At 35.5% G+C, this 8,333-nt stretch carries 7 protein-coding genes; 5 read left to right on the top strand and 2 right to left on the bottom strand.

Translation table 11 applies throughout. From position 1 onward, the window contains the following. The first annotated feature begins 401 nt into the window (after positions 1-401). Genes C7B89_RS04260 through C7B89_RS04240 form a run of 5 tightly spaced genes read left to right on the top strand, consistent with a single transcriptional unit; the run spans position 402 to position 6,086 of the window. Positions 402-1,415 carry an ABC transporter ATP-binding protein gene (locus tag C7B89_RS04260; RefSeq protein ID WP_103117556.1) on the top strand — a complete coding sequence of 338 codons (1,014 nt, stop codon included), beginning with the start codon at positions 402-404 and terminating at the stop codon, positions 1,413-1,415. Next, positions 1,412-2,347 carry an ATP-binding cassette domain-containing protein gene (locus tag C7B89_RS04255; RefSeq protein WP_115673211.1) on the top strand — a complete coding sequence of 312 codons (936 nt, stop codon included), beginning with the start codon at positions 1,412-1,414 and terminating at the stop codon, positions 2,345-2,347. Before C7B89_RS04260 ends, C7B89_RS04255 begins: the two co-directional genes overlap by 4 nt. 1 nt (position 2,348) lies before the next feature. Continuing rightward, positions 2,349-3,311 carry an oligopeptide ABC transporter permease gene (opp4B, locus tag C7B89_RS04250; protein ID WP_004227362.1) on the top strand — a complete coding sequence of 321 codons (963 nt, stop codon included), beginning with the start codon at positions 2,349-2,351 and terminating at the stop codon, positions 3,309-3,311. A gap of 35 nt (positions 3,312-3,346) precedes the next feature. Further along, positions 3,347-4,246 carry an ABC transporter permease gene (locus C7B89_RS04245; protein WP_103117558.1) on the top strand — a complete coding sequence of 300 codons (900 nt, stop codon included), beginning with the start codon at positions 3,347-3,349 and terminating at the stop codon, positions 4,244-4,246. Between the two features lie 16 nt (positions 4,247-4,262). Next, positions 4,263-6,086 (top strand): oligopeptide ABC transporter substrate-binding protein, encoded by a 1,824-nt coding sequence (locus C7B89_RS04240; RefSeq protein ID WP_103117559.1) that lies wholly within the window; start codon positions 4,263-4,265, stop codon positions 6,084-6,086. A gap of 271 nt (positions 6,087-6,357) precedes the next feature. Here C7B89_RS04240 and C7B89_RS04235 read toward each other — a convergent pair whose 3' ends face one another. Together C7B89_RS04235 and C7B89_RS04230 are read right to left on the bottom strand one after the other, a co-directional pair. Beyond that, complete coding sequence (locus tag C7B89_RS04235; protein ID WP_054549873.1) at positions 6,358-7,284, bottom strand: ABC transporter ATP-binding protein; 927 nt, start codon at positions 7,282-7,284, stop codon at positions 6,358-6,360. After that, a complete protein-coding gene (locus C7B89_RS04230; protein WP_048395385.1) occupies positions 7,277-8,332 on the bottom strand; it encodes an ABC transporter ATP-binding protein in 1,056 nt (351 codons plus the stop codon). The genes C7B89_RS04235 and C7B89_RS04230 overlap by 8 nt, the downstream gene beginning before the upstream one ends. Position 8,333 lies beyond the last annotated feature (1 nt).

Genomic DNA, 8,333 nt, shown 5'->3' with positions numbered 1-8,333 from the left:
TTAATTTCTGTAAAAAAATATAGTAAGAAATTCTATTTATTATATTTATAAAATATTTATTTGAAGGAAATGTAACTTTGAGAATAAAAAGTAAAATGTTTCTGAAATCGAAATAATAAAATTACTATTTTTTTGAGAGAGACGTATGGTGGAAATTTATATTTTGGTTTGTAATAATTTGAAAAAGGTACTTGCGTTTATACATGTTTTCTAGCTAAAATAATATCACGGTTTAATTTTCAGATAATTCTATCAGTGATTTAATGATTTAAAGCAAAAAAAATATTAAATTCACGCTTATCTAATAGAAAAGGAGAGGATAGGAGAGAAAAGTTAAATATGATTCTGATATAAGTATCAAGTTTTATTTTCAGAATAATGAATAATAGAGGAGAGATTGTTTGAATACAGCAAAATACTTATTAACAATATCTAATTTGACTACAAGTTTTCGAATTAAAGATACATACCACGCTGCTGTAGATGATGTCTCACTTTCGCTAAAAAAAAATGAGGTATTAGCAATAGTTGGAGAATCTGGTTGTGGTAAAAGTACTTTAGCGACTACAATTGTAGGCTTGCATAATGAAGTAAATACAAAGGTATCTGGCGATATTTTTTATAATAACCAAAATTTAGCTAAATTGAATGAACAACAATTTAATAACTTACGTGGAAATGACATAGGATTTATCTTTCAAGACCCACTTTCAGCACTTAATCCATTAATGAGGATTAATGAACAAATTGAAGAAGGATTAATCTATCATACTAAGCTTACAAAACAACAGCGTGAAGAGAGAGTTTTAGAACTATTAAATCAAGTTGGTATCGCTAACCCAAAACGTGTGGCTAGACAATTTCCACATCAGTTATCTGGTGGTATGCGTCAGCGGGTCATGATTGCTATTGCCTTATCATGTAAGCCTACTATTTTAATTGCAGATGAACCGACAACAGCTTTAGATGTTACGATTCAGGCTCAAATTTTAGATCTATTAAAAACATTGCAGACTGAAACGGAGACAGGCATTATTCTCATTACTCATGATTTAGGTGTTGTAGCAGAGATGGCTGATCGAGTTGTAGTTATGTATGCAGGGGAAGTAGTTGAAGAAGCTCCAGTTCAGGAACTATTCAATAATCCAAGACATCCTTACACTCGTTCGCTATTAAATTCAATTCCACAAACACATAGCGAAAATGAAAGACTAGAAGTCATTAAAGGGATGGTACCATCTTTAATAAATTTACCTCGAGAAGGTTGTCGTTTTTCAGGACGAATTCCTTGGATTGATGCATCTTCACACGAGACAAAACCTCAATTACATGAAATTGCACCAGGGCATTTTGTGAGATGTACCTGCTGGAAACACTTTCATTTTGAAGGTGAAGAAGGGGGCGGGACTGTATGAGCTTTATGCAAATTAAGGATTTAAATGTTCATTATCCAATACGTGGTGGATTTTTTAATACCATTGTTGATCGAGTATATGCAGTAGACGGTGTGACAATGGAGTTTGAAAAAGGGAAAACCTATGGACTAGTAGGGGAATCAGGATCTGGAAAGTCTACTACAGGCAAAGCAATTATAGGTTTAGAAAAAATTACCTCTGGGCAAATCGTTTATGAGGGCGAAAATGTGACAAATCAACAGAGAAAACGTGATTCTGCCTATAACAGAGATATTCAAATGATCTTTCAAGATTCTCATTCGAGTATGAACCCTAGAAAACGCGTTCTTGATATACTAGCAGAGCCAATTCGAAATTTTATGAAGCTTAGTGATCAAGAGGAGCGCAAACGTATTAAAGAGTTGCTTGCAATTGTAGGGATGTCAGAGGACGTTTTACTCAAATATCCCCATGAATTTTCAGGTGGACAAAAGCAGCGACTTGGAATTGCACGAGCGGTTGCATGTAACCCTAAAATGATTATCGCTGATGAACCTGTTTCTGCGTTAGATTTATCTGTACAAGCACAGGTCTTAAATTTTATGAAAGATATCCAAAATGAATACGGTCTTACTTACTTATTCATTTCTCATGATTTAGGTGTTGTTAAACATATGTGTGATTATATTTCTATTATGTATAAAGGACGCTTTGTGGAAACTGGTACAAGACATGATATTTATAAGAATCCTCAGCATATTTACACGAACCGCCTTTTATCAGCCATTCCAAATATCGAACCAGAGACTAGGGATGAGCGTAAATTAATTCGACAAAAAGTAGAGGAAAATTATCAAAAAGAGCAACATAAATATTATGATGAGCATGGAAAAGTCTACCCACTGAAATCCATTTCAGACACACATATGGTTGCAATGTCAGGGGGAATGTGAAATGTGGAAAACAATTGTTAGAAGAGTAATTTTAATGATCCCTCAAATGTTTGTACTAAGTTTAATTATTTTTGTTTTAGCAAAACAAATGCCAGGTGATCCTTTTACAGGGTTAATTACTCCAGAAACTGACCCTGCACGAATCGAAGAACTAAGGATTCAAGCGGGTTACTATGACCCTTGGTATATTCAATATTACCATTGGGTAATCAATGCCTTTCAGGGGGACTTTGGACAAAGCTATACATATAAACTTGCAGTGTCCACATTGATAGGTGAGCGTGCATTAAACACATTCTGGCTCGCTTTGCTTAGCACTATTCTTGTTTATTTAATAGCTATTCCATTAGGAATGATAGCGGGACGTAAACAGGATACTTTGTACGATAAGTCGATTACTTTGTATAGCTTCATAAGTTATGCAATACCTACCTTTGTGTTGGGTTTAATTTTCTTATATATTTTTGGATATCGTTTAATGTGGTTTCCGACAAGTGGAACTGTTGATGTAGGTGTAGAGCCGGGAACGCTCGAGTATTATTGGAATCGCTTGTATCATTTAATTTTACCTGCGATGACATATGCAATACTAGCTACAACTACAATTATTCAGTACTTACGTTCAGAAATTATTGATGCCAAGACACAGGATTATGTTAAAACAGCACGTAGTAAAGGTGTACCAATGAAAATAATCTATAGAAGACATATTTTCCGTAACTCCTTATTACCAATTGCAGCCTTTCTTGGCTTTACAATAACAGGATTATTGGGTGGCTCAATATTCATAGAGACAATTTTTGGCTTCCCAGGTATGGGACAATTATTCATCCATTCTGTAACAAGTCGCGATTATAGTGTTATTACCGCTCTTGTCATGCTTTATGGCTTCTTAGCGTTATTAGGTAGTCTATTGTCAGATATAATTATGAGCATTGTTGATCCACGTATCCGCATAGACTAGCAGCTAAATTGAACGCATAAGGAGAGGTGAATAAAATGGAGCAAAAAAATGATGTAGTGAAAGTTGAAAGTAATCCACCAACAGGAATTCAAGTTGTTATACGTGAATTCAGAAAAGATAAATTAGCATTATTTTCATTTATAGGTATAACTTTACTTATAGTTGTGATATTAATTATGTCTGCTTTTATGAACCAGGATGAGATATTACGAATTAAATTATTAGAGAGATTTACAGAACCTGGTGTTAATGGATATATTTTGGGGGCTGATGAAGCTGGGCGTGATATGTATGGACAGCTTATTATTGGTGCAAAAAATTCTATTTTAATTGCAATTGCAATCACTCTTATTGCAAATGCTTTAGGAATTGCGCTAGGAATAATAATGGGTTACTATGGTGGCTTTATTGATAACCTATTTATGCGTATCATTGATTTTCTTATGACATTACCTACCTTAATGATTATCATTGTTTTGGTCACAATTATTCCTAAATATGGTGTTTTAGAGTTGATTTTGATTTTAAGTGCCTTCCAATGGATCAGTACAGCGCGTCTTGTTCGAAGTAAAGCTCTATCAGAGGGACGAAGAGATTATGTAAATGCATCCAAAACAATGGGGACTAGTGATTTTGCCATTATGTTTAAAGGGATACTACCAAATTTAAGTTCTTTGTTAATAGTAGAGCTAACTTTAAACTTTGCTGGAAATGTGGGTATTGAAACAGGTCTATCATTTTTAGGCTTTGGATTACCACCTTCTACGCCTAGCTTAGGGACATTAGTAAGCTATGCAACAAACCCAATAGTATTATCTACAAAATGGTGGATTTGGTTGCCCGCATCATTATTAATATTAATTTTGATGCTTGGTATAAATTATGTTGGTCAAGCGCTAAGACGTGCGGCTGACGCAAAACAACGATTAGGATAAAGGGGAGGATTTACACATGAAGAAAAATTGGTTATTCTTATCCGTACTTTTTGCATTCATGCTAATTTTAGCAGCGTGCAATGGTGGTGGAGGTAGTGGGTCTGAAAAAGGCACAGAAACAGATAACACTGAAAAGTCTGGTGAAACAGAAAAGTCTGGTGAATCTGAGGCAACTAATGATTCTTTACTTCCAATGGAGGTAACAAATGAAGGAGAAGCAATTCAAGGTGGTACATTACGTGTAGGACTTGTAGCAAGCTCTCCATTCCAAGGGATTTTCAACTATGAGCTTTATGAAGATGCCTATGACTCAGATATTTTAGCATATATGACAAATTCAATATTTGACGTTGATGGTGACTTCCTTATTACTGATAAGGGCGCTGCAAAATTAGAAGTTGATACTGATGCTAAAACAGCAACAGTCACATTGCAAGGTGATTATAAATGGTCTGATGGTACACCAGTAACAGCAGAAGATTTAATATATCCTTACGAAATTATTGGACATCCTGATTATACAGGTGTACGTTACGATGATGACTTCAGAAATATTGTAGGGGCAGAAGAATATCATAATGGCAAGGCTGATACAATCTCAGGTATTACAAAAGTAGATGATAAATCAATTAAAATTCAATTTAAAAAAGTATCACCTGCAATTTATTATGGTGGGGATGGCTTATGGGGTTATGCAGAACCAAAACATCAATTAGAGTCAATTCCAGTAAAAGATTTACTAGCTTCAGATGCAGTACGAAAAAATCCGGTGACTCTTGGCGCATTTAAACTTGATAAAGTTGTTAATGGTGAATCTGTACAACTTGTAGCTAACGAACATTACTTTAAAGGAAAGCCGAAAGTTGATAAAGTTGTAATCGAAGTTGTTCCACCAACTTCAATTGGTGAGGCGTTAAGAACAGGGAAATATGATCTAGCAACATCTTATCCAACTACTCAATTTGATAGTATTAAATCTTTAGAAAATATTTCTGTACTTGGTCGACCAGAATTGTCTTATTCTTATATCGGCTTTAAGTTAGGAAAGTATGATACAACAGCAAAAGTAAACGTGTTTGATGAAAAATCAAAAATGAACAATGTAGAGTTACGCCAAGCAATTGCGTTCGCAACAGATGTTGAGGGAGTTGCTGAAAAATTCTATCAAGGCTTGCGTGTACGTGGCAACTCTTTAATTCCACCAGTATTCTCATTCTATGATGAAACATTAGAGGGTTACCATTACGATCCAGAAAAAGCGAAAGAGTTATTAGATAAAGCTGGTTTTAAAGATGTTGATGGTGATGGAATTCGTGAAGATAAGGATGGTAAAAAATTCTCAATTCGTTTAGCTTCTATGGCTGGGTCAGAAACGGATGAAGCAATTGTTGAATACTTCCGTCAAAATTGGAAAGAAGTTGGTTTAGATGTACAGTTAACAACTGGACGTCTTATCGAGTTCAATGCATTTTATGATAAAGTACAAGCAGATGATCCGGAGATCGATATGTTTATGGCAGCTTGGAATACAGGAACAAATCCATCCCCAGCGGGCTTATATAGTGTAGGTGCTGAATTCAACTTTAGCCGCTATGTATCACCTGAGTTAACAAAATTATTAGCAGCTATCGACTCCGAAGATGCTATGGATCAAGAAAAACGCTCTAAAGCTTTCCGTGAATGGCAAGAATATATGAGTGATAAAGCAATGGTAGTTCCAACATTCTTCAGAACTGAAGTTATTCCAGTTAATAAACGCGTGAAAAATTACAATGTTGATTATGCAAATCTTACAGAGTTACAAGATATTGAATTAACAGCAGATGCTCCAATAAAATAATAGGTATCAAAGAAGCAGTCTTTCTTGATAGAAGAAAGACTGTTTTTTCAAAACCTATTTAAAGATGCTGTGAATGAAAGAAAATTAAAGAGGTTATAGAGTAGAAAAGTTAATAAAATTTACTTTAAACATTCAATAACAATTACAAAAGTCTTGTATATATGCCTTTTATTGATAATTACGTTATACAGGTTTAGACTACAGTTAAATGTGGGTATAAATTAAAAAACTCCCATCACAGTTTTTATACTGTCGATAGGAGTTATAGCTTTTAGCGATTAGCAACCCAAGTTTTTACTAGATCAGCAGTACCATAAACATAATGCTGATCACCTACTTCATGGTAGGTTGCACTTTCGTCAACCTCTGTATGCTTGTACTGAATACGTTGACGGCGCTTCTCTGACATTGGATCAGGAAGTGGGATAGCTGATAGTAAAGATTTTGTATACGGATGAACAGGGTGATTGTAGATATCATCTGCTTTACCGATTTCCATGATTTTACCACGGTACATTACAGCAATACGGTCACTGATGTATTTTACCATAGATAAGTCATGGGCAATGAAAAGATATGTTAAGCCACGTTCTTTTTGTAGTTGTTTTAGTAAGTTAACAACTTGCGCTTGGATAGATACGTCTAGCGCAGAGATTGGCTCATCTGCAATGATAAACTTAGGATCTAAACTTAGTGCACGGGCAATCCCAATACGTTGACGTTGACCACCAGAGAATTCGTGTGCGTAACGATTCGCGTGTTCTTTGTTTAAACCAACAGCTTCAAGTAACTCTTGAATTTTTGCACGACGTTCTTTTTTATCCTTGTAAAGGCCATGAATATCAAAGGCTTCACCAATGATCTCACCAGCCGTCATACGAGGGTTTAAAGAAGCATAAGGATCTTGGAAAATCATTTGCATTTGACGGTTAAATTTCTTTAACTCATTTTTAGATTTTTTTCCATGGACATTTTCACCATCGAAAACAATCTCGCCACCTGTAATATCATATAAACGAATAATTGAACGACCAGTTGTTGACTTACCACAACCTGATTCACCCACAAGACCAAGTGTTTCACCTTCGTAAACATCGAAGCTGATACCATCTACAGCTTTGATAGGATTACTTGGCGAACCAAAATGCTGCTGTAAATTTTTGATTTCAAGAATTTTTTTCGCACCAGTTTTAGTCATTTTCTTGTGCCTCCTTTGCTAAATACCCTTCAATACGTTTAGCAACCGCATCTGGAAGAGGAATCTTTGGTGCATCAGGATGCAACAACCAAGTCTTTGCAAAATGTGTTTCACTTACTTGGAACATTGGTGGCTCTTGTTCATAATCAATGGCCATAGCATACTCGTTACGAGCTGCAAATGCATCACCCTTAGGTGGATTCGTCAGATCTGGTGGTGAGCCTGGAATCGTACGTAATAGCTCATCAGTATCATTATCTAAATCTGGCATTGAACCAAGTAGACCCCATGTGTAAGGATGCTTTGGATTATAGAAAATATCATTTACAGTACCATATTCAACGATTTGTCCAGCGTACATTACTGCTACACGGTCAGCGATATTCGCCACTACTCCTAAATCGTGTGTAATGAAAATGATAGATGTTTGCGAGTTTTTCTGAATTTCTTTCATTAATTCTAAAATTTGCGCTTGAATTGTTACGTCTAGAGCTGTTGTCGGCTCATCTGCAATTAATAGCTTAGGATCAGCTGCAAGGGCAATGGCAATAACAACACGTTGACGCATACCACCTGAAAATTCATGTGGGTATTGGTTATAGCGTTTTTCAGGGAAGGGGATACCTACCTGTGTTAAAAGCTCAATCGCACGTTTTTTCGCTTCGTCTTTAGAAACTTTTTTGTGTTGCAAAATTACTTCAGTTATTTGACGTCCGACCTTCATTGTTGGGTTCAAACTTGTCATAGGATCTTGGAAAATCATTGCAATTTCATTTCCGCGTACTTTAGACATTTCTTTATCAGTTAATGGAACTAAATCACGGCCATTAAATAAAATTTGTCCTGACTCATAAATACCAGGTGGCTGGGGAATTAGTTTCATTAATGCATTACTCGTAACACTTTTACCAGAGCCTGATTCACCTACTATAGCGAGTGTTTCACCCTCTTTTAAATCAAAGTTAACACCACGTACAGCATGGACAAGCCCTGCATAAGTTTTAAAGTTAATTCTTAAATCTTTTACTTCTAGAATTGTTTTACTCATT

The organism is Lysinibacillus capsici, assembly GCF_003367505.1.
GTDB classification, from domain to species: domain Bacteria; phylum Bacillota; class Bacilli; order Bacillales_A; family Planococcaceae; genus Lysinibacillus; species Lysinibacillus capsici.
This window is presented reverse-complemented; position numbering and strand designations above follow the sequence as displayed.

What these genes read in the sequence shown, in the direction of transcription:
- C7B89_RS04255 (WP_115673211.1), top strand. Translation starts at nt 1,412, where the DNA reads ATGAGCTTTATGCAAATTAAGGATTTAAATGTTCATTATCCAATACGT.
- opp4B (WP_004227362.1), top strand. Translation starts at nt 2,349, where the DNA reads ATGTGGAAAACAATTGTTAGAAGAGTAATTTTAATGATCCCTCAAATG.
- C7B89_RS04245 (WP_103117558.1), top strand. Translation starts at nt 3,347, where the DNA reads ATGGAGCAAAAAAATGATGTAGTGAAAGTTGAAAGTAATCCACCAACA.
- C7B89_RS04240 (WP_103117559.1), top strand. Translation starts at nt 4,263, where the DNA reads ATGAAGAAAAATTGGTTATTCTTATCCGTACTTTTTGCATTCATGCTA.
- C7B89_RS04235 (WP_054549873.1), bottom strand. Translation starts at nt 7,284, where the DNA reads ATGACTAAAACTGGTGCGAAAAAAATTCTTGAAATCAAAAATTTACAG.
- C7B89_RS04230 (WP_048395385.1), bottom strand. Translation starts at nt 8,332, where the DNA reads ATGAGTAAAACAATTCTAGAAGTAAAAGATTTAAGAATTAACTTTAAA.